Origin of the sequence: Pedosphaera parvula Ellin514, from assembly GCF_000172555.1 — a bacterium.
Lineage (GTDB): Bacteria > Verrucomicrobiota > Verrucomicrobiia > Limisphaerales > Pedosphaeraceae > Pedosphaera.
The window spans coordinates 26,685-46,238 of sequence record NZ_ABOX02000036.1 but is presented as its reverse complement, the minus strand read 5'-3'; the positions used below and the strand labels follow the sequence as shown (position 1 = coordinate 46,238).

Annotated in this window: 13 protein-coding genes; 12 read left to right on the top strand and 1 reads right to left on the bottom strand. The window is 50.5% G+C overall.

What is annotated here, in order from left to right; all coding sequences use genetic code 11:
• Nucleotides 1-81 precede the first annotated feature (81 nt).
• The 7 genes from CFLAV_RS22395 (at nt 82) to CFLAV_RS22360 (ending at nt 13,940) form a co-directional block, all read left to right on the top strand.
• Nucleotides 82-4,218 (top strand): PA14 domain-containing protein, encoded by a 4,137-nt coding sequence (locus CFLAV_RS22395; RefSeq protein WP_040549795.1) that lies wholly within the window; start codon nt 82-84, stop codon nt 4,216-4,218.
• A gap of 324 nt (nt 4,219-4,542) precedes the next feature.
• Nucleotides 4,543-6,630: an autotransporter outer membrane beta-barrel domain-containing protein gene (locus CFLAV_RS22390; protein WP_007417124.1), complete on the top strand. Its 2,088-nt coding sequence runs from the start codon at nt 4,543-4,545 to the stop codon at nt 6,628-6,630.
• 209 nt (nt 6,631-6,839) lie between these two features.
• Nucleotides 6,840-7,382: an RNA polymerase sigma factor gene (locus CFLAV_RS22385; RefSeq protein WP_040549794.1), complete on the top strand. Its 543-nt coding sequence runs from the start codon at nt 6,840-6,842 to the stop codon at nt 7,380-7,382.
• Nucleotides 7,383-7,821: 439 nt separating this feature from the next.
• A complete protein-coding gene (locus CFLAV_RS22375; RefSeq protein ID WP_007417122.1) occupies nt 7,822-11,316 on the top strand; it encodes a glycosyltransferase family 117 protein in 3,495 nt (1,164 codons plus the stop codon).
• A 124-nt stretch (nt 11,317-11,440) separates the two neighbouring features.
• Entirely contained in the window at nt 11,441-12,001 is a 561-nt protein-coding gene (gene grpE / locus CFLAV_RS22370; protein WP_040549792.1) for a nucleotide exchange factor GrpE, read from the top strand.
• An 8-nt stretch (nt 12,002-12,009) separates the two neighbouring features.
• Nucleotides 12,010-13,152, top strand: coding sequence for a molecular chaperone DnaJ (gene dnaJ, locus CFLAV_RS22365; protein WP_007417120.1), 1,143 nt, complete (start codon nt 12,010-12,012; stop codon nt 13,150-13,152).
• 32 nt (nt 13,153-13,184) lie between these two features.
• A complete protein-coding gene (locus tag CFLAV_RS22360) occupies nt 13,185-13,940 on the top strand; it encodes an RsmE family RNA methyltransferase (protein ID WP_007417119.1) in 756 nt (251 codons plus the stop codon).
• 1 nt (nt 13,941) lies between these two features.
• Here CFLAV_RS22360 and CFLAV_RS22355 read toward each other — a convergent pair whose 3' ends face one another.
• Nucleotides 13,942-15,033 (bottom strand): class I SAM-dependent methyltransferase, encoded by a 1,092-nt coding sequence (locus CFLAV_RS22355; protein ID WP_007417118.1) that lies wholly within the window; start codon nt 15,031-15,033, stop codon nt 13,942-13,944.
• Nucleotides 15,034-15,089: 56 nt separating this feature from the next.
• Between CFLAV_RS22355 and CFLAV_RS22350 the strand changes: the two genes are divergently transcribed.
• From CFLAV_RS22350 to CFLAV_RS22330, 5 genes are all read left to right on the top strand, one after another.
• Nucleotides 15,090-16,184, top strand: coding sequence for a type IV pilus twitching motility protein PilT (locus tag CFLAV_RS22350; RefSeq protein ID WP_007417117.1), 1,095 nt, complete (start codon nt 15,090-15,092; stop codon nt 16,182-16,184).
• Between the two features lie 14 nt (nt 16,185-16,198).
• On the top strand, nt 16,199-17,404 hold the full coding sequence (locus CFLAV_RS22345) for a type IV pilus twitching motility protein PilT (RefSeq protein WP_007417116.1): 1,206 nt from the start codon (nt 16,199-16,201) through the stop codon (nt 17,402-17,404).
• Nucleotides 17,405-17,408: 4 nt separating this feature from the next.
• On the top strand, nt 17,409-17,870 hold the full coding sequence (locus CFLAV_RS22340) for a hypothetical protein (RefSeq protein WP_007417115.1): 462 nt from the start codon (nt 17,409-17,411) through the stop codon (nt 17,868-17,870).
• A 66-nt stretch (nt 17,871-17,936) separates the two neighbouring features.
• Nucleotides 17,937-18,695, top strand: a complete 759-nt coding sequence (locus tag CFLAV_RS22335; protein ID WP_007417114.1) for a TlyA family RNA methyltransferase — start codon at nt 17,937-17,939, stop codon at nt 18,693-18,695.
• Nucleotides 18,670-19,554 carry an NAD(+)/NADH kinase gene (locus CFLAV_RS22330; protein WP_150107543.1) on the top strand — a complete coding sequence of 295 codons (885 nt, stop codon included), beginning with the start codon at nt 18,670-18,672 and terminating at the stop codon, nt 19,552-19,554. Before CFLAV_RS22335 ends, CFLAV_RS22330 begins: the two co-directional genes overlap by 26 nt.

Here is a 19,554-nt window from a genome sequence, read left to right as displayed (position 1 = left end):
ATGGCATGGCCCTGTCGCTAACCCGTCATCAAGTCTATGACCTCTATAAAAAAGTGTTTACTCTTAACTCGTATTCAAAACTTGAATATTACACCCCTTGTCGTTTCCCGGTTCCTGACGAAATACGCCGCCTTTGCCAGCAGTATTTTGCTTGGAGCAACGGTTTCTGCACAGGCTGGCAGTTTCGTCACTGATTTCAATTCCGGTGTACCCGCAGGGTCTGCTGTGTTTGGAAACGCGGTGGTCTCCACGAATGGAGGGTTTTCGAATAGCGGCTGTCTTAAATTAACAACCACAACTGCCAGCCAAACTGGAACCTTTGTTATCACAAATGATCTGGACGCAGGCCAACCAGTGGTGAGTTTCACCGCTTCGTTCAAAGCGCTGGTGGGTGGCGGTTCTGCGGCGGACGGGTTTAGCTTTAATTTTGCTCCGGATCTGCCGTTTGGAGTTTTCCCACTGGGGGAAGAAGGCGCAGGCACCGGCTTGACAGTGGAATTCGACACATTTCTTAATACAACAGATCCCAACGATGCTGCTCCTTCGATCGACGTCAAGGTGGGCGGGTTTGAAGTGGCAACCGCCTCTTTTCCAGGAATCAGGGCCAATGCATTCGTCGATGTTGTCATTCAACTCAATCCTGATAGCACCCTGGACGTTTATTACGATGGCGTACCAGTTTATACCAATTTGTTCGTGAGCCTTTCACCAACTACCGGTGGGCACTTCGGCTTTGGCGCTCGCACCGGGGGACAAAATGATAATCACTTCATAGATAACCTGAATATAACAACTTTCACAAATGCCCAGCCATTTGTACAATCGTTTGCCCCTATTGGCAGAAACGTGCGCGGAGACAGTCCAATTAACATCACCCTTTCTGATAATACCAGTTCGGTGGATACGAACACGATTGTGCTAACGTTGGATGGCACTAATGTCGCTTCCAGCATCACTCAATCTGCTCCCAGCACCCTGATCAGCTTCACTCCGCCAGCCCTCTTCACGTCCGGTTCAACCCACTCGGTCAGTTTGACTTTTGCGGATAATGCCACCCCAACGCCGAATACGAACACCTTTCAATATGGGTTCACCGTCGCTACCTATACCACTCTCCCCACCAACCTGATCGCTACGCCATCGCTCGTGAGCGCCAATCCCGGATTCACCATCCGTGTCAGCCAGATCGATGTAAACCTTGGGCCAACACTACAGCGCGCGGAAAATCAACTCGCCAACCGGCTCATTGACCCGACCACCAGCCTGCCCTACACCAATTTGGCAACTCCAAATCCCATCGATGCCAGTTTTATCTATCAGGAAACCAACACACTCAACTATTCATTGACCTTTGATCAAGGCAACTTCACGCCAGATATCTCCATGCCAGGTATTCCTGGGACTACAGGTGGAGCGACCAACATTGCCTTGGATGCCGTTACTTACTTACATTTGACTCCCGGCCTCTACACTCTCGGAGTAAACAGTTCCGACGGTTTCAAACTGACCGAGGCGGCGAATGCAGACGTCTTTGCCACGCAGGCCCGTGCCTTTGATGGCGTCCGGGCAGCGGCAGACTCCACCTTCACATTCGCCGTCACTCAGACTGGTTACTATCCGTTTCGCGTGATTTACTTTGCTGGCGGATTGGAACCGGCGAATCCCGGAACAACCGATCCGAGCCTCGAATTCTTTTCAACGGACGTAAATGGTGTCAAAACGCTGGTCAATGACACCAATGTGGCCGGCTATATCCCTGCATTTCAGGCCGCAGCCACCAAGCCCTATATTTCCGTACTCAATCCGGCGCCAGGTGATACCGGCGTTCCCCGTGCCGCCACGATCAACGCGACTCTGGTTGACGGCTCCATTACCGTTCAAACGAACACTATCCAAATCCAGTTGAATGGGGTGGTTGTTACACCGGCGATTACTTCAGGCGGAGCTGGCATCACGAGTGTGCAATACCAACCCGCCACACCTTTGTCCCCCAACTCCACCAACACCGTCCAAATCGCCTTCACAGATACCAGCTCTACTCGTCGTACAAACTCCTATCAGTTCGTGGTTGAAAACATCCTGACCCAGCTTTGGGCGATTCCCCCGGCATCCGCCGCCAATCCAACCTGGGCAAAATGGATCACTTCAGCTGGCACGGAACGCGGCCTGGCGTACAATCCAAAGACCGGCCATGTGCTGGTTATCAGCCGGAATTCCGCCACCGGTGCCGACGGTCCGAATGCTTTGGGCGTAGGTGTCTTCGATGGCAATACCGGTCTTTATATCAAGCAGCTAAATCTCGGCACCATCGCCTCCACAGGAGTAGGTACGTTTAAGTTAAACATGATTGATATCGCTGACGATGGAGCCATCTATGCATGCAATCTGACAACCTCATGGGCCACCGTTCCACTGATCATCTATCGCTGGCAGGATGAGAACTCGACGCCAACAACTGCCTTTAGCGGGCTTGCGCTCGGTGGCTCGACACGGTGCGGCGATGATTTTGTCGTCCGCCGTTCTGGTGCGGGCACCCAGATCCTCGTCTCCGGAAACAGTGCTGTAAATACGGTACCGATTTTCAGCACGACTGATGGCATCAATTTTACCGGCATAGCTCTCAGCGTTGCCAATTTGCCGAATGCCAGTGTTCGTTTGGGCCTCGCCTTTGGTTGCGGCAACACATTCTACGGCCAAACCACCGCCAACTCCACGAAGTTCGTTTCATTTAATAGCCCTACGTCAACTGTCGCCAGTCTGACTGCATCCTATGCCATCTATGATAAACAGGGCTCGCCTGGGTTTGGCCCAATCGGCGTGGACATTGCCAATCAACGTCTCATTGGAGATTTGACGCTCCCGAATACCGGCTCGTCTCATTCGATGAATCTGTTCGATTTAAATGCTCTCGTCGTCGCCCCCACAACCAACAGCCCGGTGGATGCCAAACCATTTGCCGTCTCGGTTGGCACTTTTGGAACCGGCTCGGTTGACTTCACTCCTGATGGCAGCCGGCTCTATACTCTGGACAGCGGCAGCGGCATCATCGCCTTTAGCCTGGCCCCAAAACTTGCTGCGCCCAGCATCTGCAGCCAGCCGCAAAATTATATCGTCCCGCGCGGCGGCCTTGGATTCTTCGATGTGGGTTCCATCGGTTCACTTCAGAATTATCAATGGCGATTGAACGGAGCCAACCTGGCCGGCGCCACCAACCGGACCTTGGACCTTCCTAATGTTCAATTGGCCAACCTGGGAAATTATACTGTCGTCATAACGAATTCTCTCGGCCTCATCACCAGTTCCATCGCCGTGCTGGACTTCCCGCTTGTCATCACCAATCAGCCAGTGAGCCAGGTGGTCGCTGTTGGCGGCGCCGCCAGCTTCAGCGTGGCGGCTGATGGCAATTCTCCATTTACCTATCAATGGAGTTTGAATGGCACCAACGTTGCCGGAGCCACTTTATCATCTCTGACTATTAACAACGCTCAGCAATCCAATGCGGGCGGTTATACGGTGCTCGTCACCGACCCGCTTGGCCAAACCGCCACCAGCCTGGTAGCAAGCCTTACGGTTGGAACCTTGGGAAATGGCACCGGTCTGAATGGCGATTATTACTCCAACCAGCTTAAGACTTTTGCCAGCTCTCCTGATCTCAACCGTATCGATCCCACCATCGATTTCGACTTCGGCTCAGGCTCACCCGATCCTTTGATAACCGTCGACAACTTTACTATTCGTTGGACCGGTCAGGTGCAACCGCTTTATTCGCAAACTTACACCTTCTACACTCGAACTGATGATGGTGCCAGGTTGTGGGTGAACGGACAAAAAATCGTCGATCGTTGGATTGACCAAGGTCCCACCGAGGCGAGCGGCACGATCTCTCTCGTCGCTAATCAAAAGTATGATATCATCATGGAATATTACGAACACGCTGTAGGTGCTGTGGCACAATTAAGTTGGTCCAGCCTAGGCCAGGTTAAACAAATTATTCCGCAAACCCAACTCTACCCGGGCGTATCGGCTCCCAACCCCAAGCTCACTGCTGCAGGAGTAAGCAATGGTACTAATCTCATTCTGAATTGGACGGGATCTTACACCCTGCAAAGCTCCCCCAACGTCGAAGGACCATACGTCGATGTCACAGGCTCAACGAGTCCGTACACCAATGACCTCACTGCCAATCCGCAAATGTTCTTTCGATTGATTAGCGAATAAGGAACGATTGGTTTTAAGTCAGTAAGCCGGAGCATTTCTGCTCCGGCTTTTCTTTTTTTAACACTCATGTGAGGAGGTAATGCTGCGATGAAAAATTCACTGCCTCGAAAACCACCAAAAGTGTCCAATAATGATGCACAAGTCGTTATATTAGTGAGACTTACATGAACATGTAGCAAGAAAATTTCACCTTTTAGCTCAAACACAATTGACCTCCCCATTGTCAAGCTGCTTTAATTATTCTTATGAGTATCTACCTACCACTGGCCTTAGCGGCAGCGTTTTTCGATTAGTAGGAAGATTCCAAAAAAATATTTAACATTCATGAAAAAATACGCCTACACTCGACTATCGGTCTTTCCTTCCTTTTGGAAGAAAAGAAAATTACTATCCCTTGCTGTCTTGACGGTTTTAAGTTCGCTCTGCGCGAGCAACCTGATGGCAGAAACCGTTTATGTTACAGCCCGGGCTCTGATCTCACCCTCTAATACTACTGGCGCGGGAGCAAACCAGGACGGCACTTACTCCGAAACGGGCATAACCCTCGGCGATACAAGCGCAAAGAGCTCGGTTGCCGACGCTCCTTCCACACGGGGTGGTTCCAGGGCATATACATCAAGCCCGCTGGTCACCTCTCAAAGTGCGGGTATAGACATTAAGCCCGTCTTGGCCATTGGAGGGGCGGCTTACCTGATTGAATACACTTTCGATAGTTCCGCTAACAACGTGACTACGAATGCCATCTTTTCAGCATCCTGCACGGGAGGCACATTATCATTCTCCAGCACGGACAAATTTCAGAGGAAGTATGGTACCAAAACCTGGCAAACCGTCGGGTACATCACCAACGCTGTTGGTAATTTGGCTCCGACTATCAGCTTTCGTTATTCAAGTGGAAGAATATCTTCAGCCGAAAACAACCGACTTATTGTGGACTGCTTCCGGTTCACTCTGGCACAACTTTGCCAGAGCGTCGCCTCACCTTCCATTGATGGTCCTGTCGCTATCGGTCAGACTGCTGTGACTGTTACCGGAGTGGCAGCCAATGCCACGGACGTCTCAATTTATCAAATTACTGCCAGTGGAACGCAAAAAATTGGCGAAAAGGCCTCAGGCCTCGTCGCCGGTAACAATTCGATTCCTGTAACCGGTCTGGTGAAACTTGCTCAAATAGCAGCAACTCAAACCATTGCTGGCCAGGAGAGTTGCGTGCCTAGCACAGGACTGTTCGTCGGGGGAGGCGCCAATCCTAGTGTTCGCATAGCTCTGAGCATCCGGGAAACATCCAGCACCGGCCCAGTTGGCCAAACTGGTAATACCGGCAGTGGGATCGTACATTTCCTGGGCGCGACCCAAGTCTCATCACAAGCTCCCATTGATGCTCCTGTGTTTTATCCGAGTAACACCTGGCAGACGGTCTCCTTCCAATACGGCACAGCAACCGTTGGCGATGTTCCAACTGCTTTCGGCAACGCACTTCCAGGCTCTGGCTATGCTGCCAACGACTACGTGGATATTAAGGTTTATGCCTACGAAACGATTAACGGCTCAACCGCTTACTCGGCGAATCCAGTGTTTTCGGCAGGGAACGGTTACACGTCCAGCAACGATGTTTACCGGGTCCAATGGACTTGGGATGCAGTTCCTGGAGCAACCGGTTACCGCCTGCTTCGTCAGACTAACTTTTTTGGATACAATGATTACCGTGACGTGACCAACAACAGCTATACTGATTCGAATACGGGCTGGACTGTTGGATCACCAACGCTCACTCCAAACAGCATCCCTCTCTCACCTTCCATCCAATGGAATCCTACAGTCGGCAATGCCAATAACATTGCTACTTCATGGGGAATTTTAGATTCCATTGACTTTGCAATCAATGGCACCGATTCCGGACCATTCGATCTCTATATCGACAATGTCCAAAATGGAACTACTGTCTTCCAAACTTTCGAAAATGGTACATCTATCTTCCGCCAGCCCTCATTCTCGGGAACTACAAGCGGAAATATATTGGCTAATCCGAATGTTTCCGCCGTTACCAATATCATTGCCGATACCGGCACTAACTCACTCCACGTCCGCTTCCAGTTTAGCGGCACGAATAATACGAAGTGGCTCAGGTTTACCACATCTGGAGCCGATCCGATGGTGAATATGACGGACCCAATCTCGTTCCGCATGCTCCTGTTGCCGGTTGGCGCTCAACAGCCCCAAGCGCCTCCTGGTAAAATCAACGCAGGCATGGATGCAAAAAGTCACGTCATCCTCAATTGGACAGGCTCTTACACTCTGCAAACTGCTACGAGCGCAAGCGGTCCATATACTGATGTGGCCGGACCGGTCTTGAATAGCCCATATACGAATACGTTCAGCGGTGCGCCCAGATTCTTCCGACTTCGCCAATAAGCGCACAGCAAAGATTGGTTCTTAACGACAAACCGGGACGCAAGTCCCGGTTTTTTTATTTCTCCAAGCCTAAAAGGTCGACATTTTGACCGAAGCGTGGGCATACCTTCGTATCATTTTTGTATTAAACCACTTACATCCATAAATATTCCTTTTCGTTTTTATACAAATTCCTCCATCTTGGTGTCTATAGGTCGGAAACATTAAAAGTGAGCGGTAATAGCAACATCTGGTGTCAGAAGATTTATGAGGCTAAAGCCTCAGGGTTAATCCTTTATGGTCGCGCCTTAGGTCTCTCTCACAGCGAAGCTGAAGACGTGCTTCAGGAGACCTTTCTGGCCTTGATCCATAAAGAGGAGATCCCCAAGGAACCGGAGTACTACTGCCTTCGCAGTTTTCGCAACCGTGCTCTTAATTACCGCCGAGGTCTCTGGCGCCGATTGAAACGTGAACTGGAATCACATCATTGGTTCGAAAAGAGTTCGACGGAATCACCACATGAGCGCGCAGCCATGAAATGTCTCGCGGAACTGCCAACGGAGCAGCGCGAAGTAATTGTTTTAAAGATCTGGAATCAACATACTTTCGAAGAAATTGCCAACCTGTTCAACCTATCACCGAATACCGTCGCCGGAAGGTATCGTTATGGTTTGCAGAAGCTTAGAGTCTGCTTGAAAGGAGAAAATTATGAACGACTGGAGTCAATTGGAGAAGGAGTTGCAATCATGGATTCCCCGTCCGCCCTCGGATAAAATCAAGCAACAGTTATTTCCCGAGGCCATGCTGCTTCAGAGCCGACCGCTGACCTTTCCTTTTTGGTCCTGGTTTGCCCCTGCTCTCTGCATGCTAATCTTAGCCTGCACCATCTGGCTTTCTCACAACGATGTCGCCGGACACTTACCCCTTACGTCCAGCAACTCCAATATGTTAGTCAGCTTATCTGATCACAAATTGCTCCCCGGTTTGGCTGCCGACCGCCAATGTCAGGAATGGAACGTATTATCTGCCACATTCATTCTGGCCAGCCTTACCATGCCTGACCGTAATTTGCTTACATTTATCTCTTCCACCCCAACTTGGAGGGAGGGAAACAGCTTATCCACCACTTTTGATTGGACAAAAACCCCTTCTTCCCTGTCAACTACCGGCTCTTTTCCCTCGTGGAAGACCAATATCGAGAAACTTTAATTAATGAGTGCTGATAATTTAAAACCTACTGACAAACCCAAAACAGCAGTACAGCCGCCTAAGGTGATTGTGCCGCCGCTGTTTCGTAAAGTCGATTGGCTGACTTTCGCCCTTACCGCCATCCCAATTTTTATTGGGTATATGCTGACCTTGGCGCCCGACCTGACACTTGAAGATTCTGGCGAGTTGGCTACTGGCTCCTTTTACGCCGGGGTTCCCCATCCTCCTGGTTATCCTCTCTGGACTATTTTCACCTGGGTTTTTACCAAGCTTATTCCTTTCTCAAACACTGCCTATCGAGTCTCGATTGCTTCTGCTTTCTCCGGGGCGGTAGCTTGCGGACTGCTCTCCCTGATCGTTTCTCGAGGCAGTAGCATGATGATCGAAAGTATCGAAGAATTTAAGGGCATTTCCCGCCGGGCGGAAAACGCCATCTGCCTGGTTTCCGGTTTTGCAGCAGGCATGCTTCTCGGTTTTAACGGATACATGTGGAGCCAGTGCGTCATTGTCGAGGTATATCCCTTCAGCGTGATGTCCCTCATGGGCATGGTTTGCTGTCTTTTGCGATGGATTTATGCTCCGCAGCAACGGCGCTACCTTTACTGGGCATGGATTCTCTTCGGGATTTGCTTTACCAACCATCAAACTCTCATTGTGGCAGCCATGGGTCTTGAAATCGCAATTCTTGCTGCTCAACCCAAACTCGGACGAGATCTGGCCCTCGCCAACTCCGTGGTCTACCTCATTGGGTTGGTTGCCTTGAGCACAAAGCTGCTCGGTGATTTCCAACCCAATCAAATGGTATTAATCATTTACCACATCGTAGGCGTTTCCTCGATCATCACCTGCGGTTGGCTGACGCTTACCACGAAAAAACTCGGCACTGAAATACTGCCGGTGATCATCATGTTCAGCCTCTTTGTAGTTGGCGCCGCCCTTTATCTCTGGATGCCCATCTCTTCCATGTCCAATCCCCCTATGAACTGGGGCTATCCTCGTACCGTTGAAGGTTTCATTCATGCCCTGACCCGTGGTCAGTATGAAAAGACCAACCCAACCAATTTCTTCAACGACCCTCAGCGGTTTTTCATCCAGCTCGGCATGTATTTTGATGGAGCCCAGGAAGAATTTAACTACGTCAGTTTATTAATCGCACTGGTTCCCTTCTTCTTCTTCTTGAAAATGCAGAGGCGTGAACGGGCCTGGCTGATTGGTCTTATTGGTCTCTGGTCATGCCTGGCTATCCTCCTGATGATCTTGCTGAATCCAACTCCGGATCGCGCCACTCGCGAACTGATCCGCGTGTTCTTTACTGCATCTTATACCGTGATTGCCATATTCGTTGGCTACGGTTTGACGCTCATTGCGGCCTCCTTGATCACAAATTATCAGCGTTTTCGATTGTGGGCTCTGGCAGGAGGCGCACTGGCAGCCGCATTGGCCCTGTATTCCCTCTCAACCACCACCTCGACCATCTTTGGCAATGTGCCGGACATGAATGGAATTCAGCAGTTCTTCTATGCCATAAAGAAAGCATTTGCACCGAACCAGTATGGCCTGCCTATTTTTGGCGGACTGATCCTGATCGGTTTGGCAGTTCTTTTCACAATATTGTGTTTGGTGTCAGTCAAAAAACCACTACTGCCGGTTGCTTTGGGAATTTTTGCCCTCCTCCCTCTCAATTCCATTCTCTCGCATTGGTCTGACAATGAGCAGCGTGGACATCTTTTCGGCTATTGGTTCGGGCACGATATGTTCACGCCGCCTTTTAGCATTTACCCCGAAATGACTAAGAATGCGGTTTTGTTCGGTGGCACTGATCCCGGCCGTTTTTGTCCTACTTATATGATTTTTTGCGAGAGCTTTATCCCCCCTCGCTGCAAACCTCTGGATCCTAAATTTGATCGTCGCGACGTTTATATCATCACTCAAAACGCGCTCGCGGATGGCACCTACCTTGAGTATATCCGTGCCCAATACAACCGCAGCACGCAGATTGATCCTCCATTCTTCCAGGAATTGTTGCGTTCGAAAAAGGAAAAGGAAGACAATTATAAAACGAACATTCTAGCTGGCCTCGCTTATAATGTCCTGGATAAACCGTTTCTGCGCTTGGGCGCAAAAATTGAAGCCCAGCGCCGCGCTGAAGGTGTATATCCTCCCAATGAAATCTACACTCCGACACCAAAGGACTCAGAACAATGCTTCCAGGAGTATCTGGGAGACGCCCAGCGCCGGTATGCTCATGACGAGCAGCGTCCTAATGAGGCAAAACAGATAAAACCGGGGGAGGACGTTCGGGTCATCGAAAATCGTGTTCAGGTTTCAGGCCAGGTCGCTGTAATGTCCATCAACGGCCTGCTGACCAAGACTATATTTGAGCACAATACTAATAATGAGTTCTTTGTCGAAGAGAGTTTTCCTCTGGACTGGATGTATCCCTACCTTACTCCCTTTGGCATCATCATGAAGATCAACCGACAGCCCCTGGCTGAATTCTCGGCTGACATCATCAAGAAAGACCATGATTTCTGGGCTAAATATTCAGAACGCCTTACCGGAAACGTGGTTACCAACGAGACGTCAGTCAAGGACATCGCTGCCTTTATTGAAAAGGTTTATCTCGAGCGCGATTTCAATGGATTTAAAGGAGATCGTAAATTCGTTCGTGATGACCAGGGACAAAAAGCCTTTTCGAAGCTCCGTAGTTCCATTGGCGGAATTTATGCCTGGAGAGCCAACAATTCACCACTGGGAACCCCGGACCACGAGCGCATGCTGAAGGAAGCCGACTTTGCTTTCCGCCAAGCCTTTGCTTTTTGTCCATACAGTCCAGAGGCCGTGTTTCGGTACGTTCAACTATTAGCCAGTCAAAACAAGCCGGAAAAATTGGATGATGCCATTTTGGTTGCGAGTACCTGCTTGAAACTCGATCCTTACAACACACAGGTGGAAGGTCTGGTTAAGCAGCTCAAGGAAATTAGGAAGGGCGGTTATACCATGGCTCCTCCGCAGAATGCTCCTCAACCCACAGCAAACATTCCGGCTTTGGAAAAAGAATGGGCAGCCAACCCTGTAAATTTCCAAGTCGGATTCAACCTTGCGGTTGCCTACCTGCAGACCCAACAGAACGACAAGGCATTCCAAATTCTGGACCAGATTCTGAATAGTCCCAAAGCTGACGCCAACGCAGTCCTTTCTGTCGCCAGATTATATGCTCAGCTTGCGAACTCTCCCAAATTGGAAATTGCGCTGGAAAAACTTGCAAAAATGGAGCCGGACTCCCCGGAAGCATCCTATGACCTCGCCGCGATGAAAACCGCGGTCGATAAGCCTGAGGAAGCCATTCAGGCATTACGTAATGCCTTGGCCGCGAACGCTAAACGGTTGGCAAAAGACCCTAAAGCCACCAATCTCTCAATTACTGCCAAAAATGATCCTCGGTTTGATAAACTACGGAAAAATCCGGAATTTCTGAAACTTGTCGATTCAAAGTAGTTAATCAAGTTTACCTTACATCATTGGTAAGCTTATGAGAGTTGCCCATAGGCAAATAATCATTTATTTTAAACAATATTGATTTATTTCCATAGGGAACAATTCGGTCATAATGAATAACACAATGCCAGAAGTTAAACCACCAACGGACATGGAGAGTGCGGAAACTCAAAATCAAGCCAAGGCTCTGGTGCCAGAGCCATTGTCCCCTGAACAGATTGAGGATCTGAAGACTCAAGCAGCCAAAGCGGACGAGAATTGGCAACGTGCTCTCCGCACAGCCGCCGACCTGGACAACTTCAAAAAACGTGCGAGCCGCGAGAAGGAAGAGGCCATCAAGTTCGCCAACGAGTCACTCATCAAGCGACTGGTGCCAGTACTCGACAATTTCGATGCCGCCATGGCCGCAGCCAACCAAGCCCAGGGAGGGTCGGTTCAGTCGCTGCAGACTGGCGTAAACATGATCCTTCAACAACTCAAAAACGCGCTCGCTGAATCGGGTTTGGAGGAAGTGGATGCCACCGGCAAAACTTTTGATCCAAATCTCCATGAAGCCATTTCTCAACAGGACAGCACTGAAGTCCCCGAAGGACAGGTTTTGCAACAATTGCGCAAGGGGTATAAATTGCGGGAACGATTGATCCGGCCTGCCAGTGTAATGGTCGCCAAAAAACCTGCTGCTTAGATCTTCCAATGGCTAAACGAGATTATTACGAGGTGCTCGGTGTCGAGCGCACTGTCGAATTCGAGGAAATTAAAAAATCCTACCGCAAACTCGCTGTCAAATTTCATCCTGACAAAAATCCAGGCGATAAGGCGGCCGAGGAGAAATTCAAGGAACTCGGTGAAGCCTATGAGGCTCTTAGCGATCCTCAGAAGCGGGCTGCGTATGACCAATACGGCCACGCTGCATTCGATCCCCGGATGCGAGGTGGTGGTGGCGGACGCGCCGGAGGCTTCCACGATCCTTCAGATATTTTCCGTGAAGTTTTCGGCGGCGGTGGTGGCGGCAGCATTTTCGAAGACTTGTTCGGCGGTGGGCGCAGCGATCCCACCCAACCGCAGCGTGGAGCCGATCTCCGGTACGATATGGAGATTTCGTTTGATGAAGCAGCCCACGGCGTTGAAAAAGAAATTACCGTTACCAAGCAGGACCGTTGCGACGTTTGCAATGGCACTGGCGCAGAGAGCGGTTCCAAGAGCAAAACCTGCCCCACCTGTGGCGGTCGCGGTCAGGTGATCAGTTCACGTGGCATTTTCAGCATAGCCCAAACCTGCCCTCGTTGCGAAGGTGCTGGCCGGGTCATCGAGAAGCCTTGCAAAGCCTGTAATGGCGCTGGTCGCCGTGAACGTACTACCAAGATCAAATTAAAGATTCCTCCTGGTGTTGACACAGGATCGCGTCTGCGTTCTTCCGGGAATGGCGAAGCTGGACTTCGAGGCGGTACTCCCGGTGACCTCTATGTCGTCCTCCACGTCAAGCCACACGAAATATTCCAGCGTGAAGGTGACGATCTGATCTGTGATGTGCCCATTAGTTTTGTTCAGGCTGCCTTGGGATCGGAAATTGAAGTCCCAACGCTGGCAGGTAAAACTCATATCAAAGTTCCTGCTGGAACACAACCTGGCACCACCTTCCGGCTTAAAGGTAAGGGCATGAGAAACGTTCAAGGATTTGGCTCAGGAGATTTGCACGTCCGTGTAACCGTCGAGGTTCCCGCGCATCTTAACAGCGCTCAAAAAGCGAAGCTGCAGGAATTCGCCGCCTTGTGCGATGAAACCGTCAATCCTCTAACCAAGGGTTTCTTTGAAAAGGCTAAAAACCTTTTCAGTTAATCTCAGTTCGTAATCAGAAGGAAATCTGTTCAATGCATAGATTCTATTTGCCACCAGAGGAATGTAAGGAAAACACATTAATTCTGACCGACCGCGAAGCGCATCACGCGCTGCAGGTCCTCAGGTTACGCGAAGGGGAAAAGCTGGTGGTGTTGGATGGTGCAGGACAGGAGATTCTGTGCGAGGCGCAAAAAGCGGAAAAGGATCAGCTGAAGTTAAAGGTCCTGCAACGCAATTTCCAGCCGCAGCTGCCTTATCAAATCACCTTGTTCCAGGCCATACCCAAGGGAAAAATCATTGAGACAATCATACAAAAGGCCACCGAACTTGGCGCTTTCCGCATCGTTCCCCTGCTCTCTGATCGCGTAGTTACCCAGTTGGATGATGAAGGGGCTGCCTCCAAGGTGGAAAAATGGAAACAGACTGCAATCGAAGCCATCAAACAATGTGGTTCGCCGTGGCTGCCGCAGGTCGATGCACCGGTAAGTCCGAAGGATTATCTGGCTCGCGGTGAAAAATTTGAACTGCCATTGATTGGCTCGCTTCAAAATGATTGCCGTCATCCCCGTGAATATTTCAAAACGTTCCACAACGAACGGAAGCGGCTCCCGAAAACTGTGTCGATTTGGATTGGTCCCGAGGGCGACTTCACTCCCGCGGAAATGAACCTCATCAAATCTGCGGGAGTGCTCCCCATCACTCTGGGCAAACTGGTGCTGCGTAGCGAAACCGCGGCCATTTATTCCCTTTCGGTTCTCAACTACGAGCTCCAGTCCAATTACGCTTAGTCTATTCAGCGGACTGCACCAGCACGCGGAAAGATTCTCCCAGATGCTCGGGATGCGTGAGAGTTTGAAATTGTCGGACCTTGCCGGAATTCCACGCTGCATGGTGTCCTTTCCGCTCAAAAATCCTTCCGGCGATCCGCGTCAAAAACTGCGCTTGCGACCATAGACCTTCCGTTTTCAATCCCTGACTTTCACCTGTCTTTTGAACAGCGCTGAAATTTACATGCGCAGTAATATCCTGGTTACCTGCGTCCGCCAGTAAATCATCTGATTGGTGGTGCCGATAATAACTCCTTAAAGTTCCATTTCTTCGCGCTGGAGTGAGGAACTGATCGGCTGTTAATCCATAATCAATAGCCAGCAATTTGCCGGACTTTAACTTGCCGGCTGCCTGCCTCCACCAATTCAGGGCCACAGGACAGACCTCGGTCGTGAATTCATCTGGCAAAACCGCGGTAAATTCCTGAGGAAGTTCCAGTAGAGCTCCCCCAATCTCTGGATTTGTTTGTGGCATGCGTGACCACGCAAATCTTCCACCTTCTAAAATCACCCCCCATTCAAACCACTTCCTTTCGCTGGCATCCCAACCCATTCGATGCACCGGCATTGCGTCCAATAATTCGTTGGAAAAAATCACTCCGTTGACGCCAGTCTCAGGCGTCTCCTGCCACGACCGATACCAACGAACCGACCGTGCCAATTCCCCCAAGGTGTCTGCCTGCCATCCCTGCCGCGCTTCCGAAGGCTCTATAATCCAATACTCCAGATTATCGGACAGCTGAGGTTGCAGCACCTTTATCTCCTGCAAAATGTCACGGGCCAACCGCCCATCATGCGCTCCCGCTTCCACGATCTGGCATTTTGCCACACTCAGAGCATACAGCCACTCGGAGAACTGAAATGCCAGCAATTCTCCAAAAAGGGCGCCCACACTCACGCTGGTATAGAAGTCACCCTTCCTACCAGGCGATACATCCTGTCGCTCATAGTATCCAAATTTGGGACAATACAGCGCCAGTTCCATGAAGCGCGAAAAGGGAATAATCCCCTTCACGAGCACCTCTTTTAGTATGATTTCATTGATGTCGCTCATTATGTAGTGCCGTCCGCATGCCTAGGCACACTATCTGCTATTTAGCTTACAGATTTATGGCGAAAATTGATGCATTCTTCAATTTAATGTTCGAGCAAAAGGCTTCCGACCTGCATCTGTCCTCAGGGAATCCTCCCATGCTCCGCATTAATGGCGAACTTCATCGTGTCGATTATCCTCCGCTGGAAAGCGACAATCTAAAGATGATGCTATACGAAATCGCCCCGGAATATAAGATTAAACTATTCGAAGAAACCGGTGATGTCGATTTCGGCTACGAAATCCCGAACATATCCCGCTTTCGTGCCAATTTCTTCAATCAAAAGAACGGTATTGGCGCGGTGTTCCGCCAAATTCCCAGCCGTGTGCTTTCTTTCGAAGATTTTGAAAAATTTGATGCGCCGTTGCCAGCAGTGTTAAAGAAGCTTTCCATGCTTCATAAAGGCCTGGTGGTGATTACCGGTCCCACTGGCTCGGGTAAGTCAACCACGCTGGCGGCGATGATTGATTATGCAAATAAAAATCGTCGCGACCATATCATTACCGTGGAAGATCCCATTGAGTTCGTCCACGAAAGCAAAAACTCGCTGGTCAATCATCGCGAAGTAGGCATTCACACCAAATCATTTGCGGCCGCGCTGCGCGGGGCTTTGCGTGAAGATCCTGACATCATTCTGGTTGGTGAGTTGCGCGATCTGGAAACGATTGAGCTCGCTATCACGGCAGCTGCCACCGGCCATTTGGTCTTCGGCACGTTGCACACCCAAAGCGCAGGTAAAACTGTCGATCGTATCATTGACGTGTTTCCGGCCGAGCAACAGAACAAAGTCCGTGCCACGCTGTCAGAAGCCCTCAAGGGCATCGTGGCTCAGAACCTTTTCAAGCGAATTGATAAGAAAGGTCGTGTTGCAGCGCTGGAGATTCTCGTGTTTACCACGGCGATCGCGAACCTGGTTCGTGAAGGCAAAACCCATCAAATTCCAGGCATGATCCAGGTGGGCAAGAAGCACGGCAACCAACCCCTTGACGATGCGATCATGGAACATGTGCGTATGAAACGCATTTCACCCGAGGAAGCCTACGACAAATGCCTGGATAAAAAGAAATTCCGTCACTTCCTGGCCACTCCGCCCGATGATGATGAAGTTTGAAATCCCTTTAAATTATGCGACGTCCTGAACTGGATTATATTCTCTCAACCATGTTGGACTCCGCCCCGGAGGTATCCGACCTTTTGTTCACCGTCGACAAGCCGCTCCAGGTGGAAGCAGCCGGCGAACTGGCTCCGGTCTCTTGCGATCCTCCGATTGAAAAACTCACCCCTTTTCAAACTGAGATGATTGCTTTGAATCTCGTTGGGGAAAATATCTGGAATATCAAGGACCTGCTTCGGACTGGCTCTTGCGATTCGGCTTACACCGTTATTGACAAAGCCCGCCTGCGTATCAACATTTTCTCCCAGCGCGGCAATTACTCCATTGTTCTTCGCAAGCTGAATACCAAAATGCCAACGCTGGAAGCGTTGCAGCTGCCTGAGATTATTTACCAGGTTCCCAATGAAAAGACCGGCTTGGTCCTGGTTACTGGTGCCACCGGCTCGGGTAAATCCACCACCATCGCTGCCGTCCTGAATGAGCTCAACCGGACCAGGGCCATTCATATCATCACCTTGGAAGACCCGGTGGAATTTGTTCATCCGCATGAGAAGTCTACTTTCAATCAACGGGAGTTGGGAAGCGATTTCGACAACTTCGCCAACGGCCTGCGCGCCGCATTGCGTCAGGCACCGAAGGTGATTCTGGTCGGCGAAATGCGCGACCGTGAAACTGTGAAAATTGCTTTGAGCGCAGCCGAAACCGGTCACCTGGTTTTGAGCACTCTACACACCGTCGATGCTGGTCAGACCATCAATCGTATCCTGGGTATGTTCGAGACGGACGAACAGGAGCAGATCCGGGTTCGCCTCGCAGATACACTGCGCTGGGTTGTCAGCCAGCGTCTTGTTCCAAGAATCGGCGGTGGTCGGCATGCCATTCTGGAAGTCATGGGCGCCAACCTCCGCACAAAGGAAACCATTGTTCAAGGTGAGAGCGAAGGCAAAAGCTTCTACGAAATCATCGAAGCCAGCCAACCGTTTGGTTGGCGAACATTCGATTATTCGGCTCTCGAAGGATATGAACAAGGGACCATCACCGAGGAAACTGCCCTGCTCTACTGTTCGAAACGAGGACCTGTTACTCGTGGCATCGATAACCTCAAAAAAGGCCGTGGTGAGAATACCCATCATATGAACAGCTTGAAAATGAAGCCTTCGGCGGAATTTGGGAAAGTCGCTCCGCCTCCAATCCCCACAACCCTCAAACTGAAATAATGCCATGGCTGAAGATTTCGATTTTGTTAGCGCGACAGACAAGCCGGCCCTGCTGGCTTTCTCCACGCCGGAGTGGCTTGAAATCGCCAAATCTGCGTTGATTGAACTGGGGTATAAAGTCCATACCGCGGCCACTCACAGTGACTTTGCCACACGATTTAGTCAGATTCGCTATCAAGTAGTGATTATTGAGGAGTGCTTTGCCGCGAACTCACTGGAGGAGAATTCCACCCTCCATCTCATCCAGGGCATGACCATGAGTCAGCGTCGCCATGCCACCGTGATTCTTTTCGGCACTTCCTTCCAAACTTTCACTCCCATGCAAGCCTTCCAGCAGAGTGTGCATGCGGTAATCAATGCATCGGAGCTTTTTCTTCTGAAGCAATTGATTGAAAAAGCGGTGGCCGATAATACTTTCTTCCTGAACAGCTATCGCGAGGCTCAGGCCAGCACCCATAACAGCTAATCCACGTTCCCGCCTTGGAATGTCAGAGTTGTCGTGGAGGAAAATCTCCCGCATACTAACATCCAGATGGCATTGGATCGATTGGATCAGGCACTTGTGGAGCGCGGCTTATGCGAAAGCCGTGAAAAGGCTCGTCGCGCCATCATGGCTGGCCAGGTCACCATCAACCAGCAACCGGCTAAAAAACCCAGTGACCGCGTCAAACAGGGTGACAATATAGCGTTGGCGTCGGGCGATAAATACGTAAGCCGGGGCGGGTTAAAGATGGAGCATGCCCTAAAGCATTTCGCCTTGAATGTTGCCGGATTAACCGCCATTGATTTGGGAGCATCCACTGGTGGTTTTACCGATTGTTTACTGCAAAATGGCGCAGCGAAGGTTTATGCTGTGGACGTCGGACACGGCCAACTCGCCTGGAAACTGCGACAAGACCATAGAGTCGTGGTCATGGAAAAGACCAATGCACGCGAACTGACACCCGCCCGCTTCCCTGCTCCGTTTTCCCTTGCCGACCTGATTGTTATTGACTGCTCTTTTATTTCTCTGAGTAAGATTCTTCCTGTTGCGATTGCATTGCTCCGGCCTTCCGCTAACATAGTCGCCTTGATCAAGCCTCAGTTCGAAGCTGGGAAAGCGGAAGCGGATAAAGGCAAAGGCGTGATAACCGATCCCGCCATTCACGCACGGGTGTTGCGGGAGCTTGAACAATTCGTAAGTGAACAACCTCTGGCCGAATGGCGCGGGTCTACGGAATCGCCCTTGCTCGGGCCGGCCGGCAATAAAGAATTTTTTGCGTTGATTGAAAAAACTGGCCAAATCAATTAAACGGGTCGGATTCATTGGGAATTCGGAAAAGGCTGCCAGCAGCGGCTTTATATCCAAAGCCGCACAGATTATCTCACGTGGCGGCCGACAAATCTGCAGCGACCCGGTGACCGCCCGGATGGCAAATCTCAAAAGTAAGATTTATCGAGATGCTGCGTCGCTTGCCAAGAACGTTGATTTACTATTGGTCTTTGGTGGTGACGGAACAATGTTGCGTGCCGCCAGCGAAATCGCTGGATCAACGACTCCAATCCTTGGCATCAATTTAGGCGGACTCGGATTTCTTACGGCCGTTTCCTCAAACGAAATCGAGAATGCCCTAAAGCGAATCCTGCGTGGAGAATATGAAATTGAATCGCGGGCACTGATCCAGGTCGACGGCAGGTGCAGTGAAATAATCATCAGCAAGTGCGCGCTCAACGATTTTGTAATCAGCCGCGGCATCATTTCCAAACTTATTACTTTGGAAGTTAGCGTGGATGGACAACTCCTTACGCGCTATCGTTGCGATGGTTTGATTGTCAGTTCGCCCACGGGCTCTACTGCTTACGCACTCTCGTCTGGCGGAGCGGTGGTTCATCCCTCCGCCGACGTATTCGAACTCACCCCAATTTGTCCGCATACACTTTCCAATCGTTCGGTCATCGTCAGCCTCAACTCCACGATTCAGGTCCGGGTGGTCAGTCCCAAACCGGACATTATTCTGAGTGCCGATGGAGAAATGGTCAGCGAAATGCTGCCTGGTGAGACCGTGACGATTCGTCGAAGCGCGGACTCCGTCCGATTGCTTCACCTTCCAGGATACTCGTTTTTCGATACTTTGCGGCGCAAGCTTAATTGGAGCGGTGCCAACGTTTAA

What these genes read in the sequence shown, in the direction of transcription:
- grpE (WP_040549792.1), top strand. Translation starts at nt 11,441, where the DNA reads ATGCCAGAAGTTAAACCACCAACGGACATGGAGAGTGCGGAAACTCAA.
- CFLAV_RS22355 (WP_007417118.1), bottom strand. Translation starts at nt 15,033, where the DNA reads ATGAGCGACATCAATGAAATCATACTAAAAGAGGTGCTCGTGAAGGGG.
- CFLAV_RS22360 (WP_007417119.1), top strand. Translation starts at nt 13,185, where the DNA reads ATGCATAGATTCTATTTGCCACCAGAGGAATGTAAGGAAAACACATTA.
- CFLAV_RS22390 (WP_007417124.1), top strand. Translation starts at nt 4,543, where the DNA reads ATGAAAAAATACGCCTACACTCGACTATCGGTCTTTCCTTCCTTTTGG.
- CFLAV_RS22350 (WP_007417117.1), top strand. Translation starts at nt 15,090, where the DNA reads ATGGCGAAAATTGATGCATTCTTCAATTTAATGTTCGAGCAAAAGGCT.
- dnaJ (WP_007417120.1), top strand. Translation starts at nt 12,010, where the DNA reads ATGGCTAAACGAGATTATTACGAGGTGCTCGGTGTCGAGCGCACTGTC.
- CFLAV_RS22340 (WP_007417115.1), top strand. Translation starts at nt 17,409, where the DNA reads ATGGCTGAAGATTTCGATTTTGTTAGCGCGACAGACAAGCCGGCCCTG.
- CFLAV_RS22345 (WP_007417116.1), top strand. Translation starts at nt 16,199, where the DNA reads ATGCGACGTCCTGAACTGGATTATATTCTCTCAACCATGTTGGACTCC.
- CFLAV_RS22375 (WP_007417122.1), top strand. Translation starts at nt 7,822, where the DNA reads ATGAGTGCTGATAATTTAAAACCTACTGACAAACCCAAAACAGCAGTA.
- CFLAV_RS22335 (WP_007417114.1), top strand. Translation starts at nt 17,937, where the DNA reads ATGGCATTGGATCGATTGGATCAGGCACTTGTGGAGCGCGGCTTATGC.